The following is a 245-nucleotide window of genomic DNA, read 5'->3' on the forward strand; positions in this document are numbered from 1 at the left end:
TTCGACCCCGAGGGCAAGTTCATCCGGCGCTACCTGCCGCAGCTCGCCAAGCTGTCGGACAAGGTCATCCACGCGCCCTGGACCGCCTCACCGGTCGAGCTGGAAGCGGCAGGGCTGACGCTCGGTGAGCACTACCCCAAGCCGATCGTCGACCACGCCGAGGCGCGCGAGCGCACGCTGCAGCGCTACGGCGTGGTGCGCAAGGTCGCGACGCGCGATTAGGCTGAAAAGCTGCAGGACGTCAT

The 245-nt window shown here is 67.8% G+C and carries 1 protein-coding gene; it reads left to right on the forward strand.

Annotation, left to right across the window (positions count from 1 at the left end; translation table 11 throughout):
* The coding region (locus tag CVH10_RS23380) for an FAD-binding domain-containing protein (protein WP_219925064.1) at positions 1 to 222 on the forward strand (222 nt) is incomplete at its 5' end.
* Positions 223 to 245: the final 23 nt, after the last annotated feature.

Origin of the sequence: Halomonas sp. ND22Bw (assembly GCF_003011945.1) — a bacterium.
GTDB lineage: Bacteria > Pseudomonadota > Gammaproteobacteria > Pseudomonadales > Halomonadaceae > Halomonas > Halomonas halophila.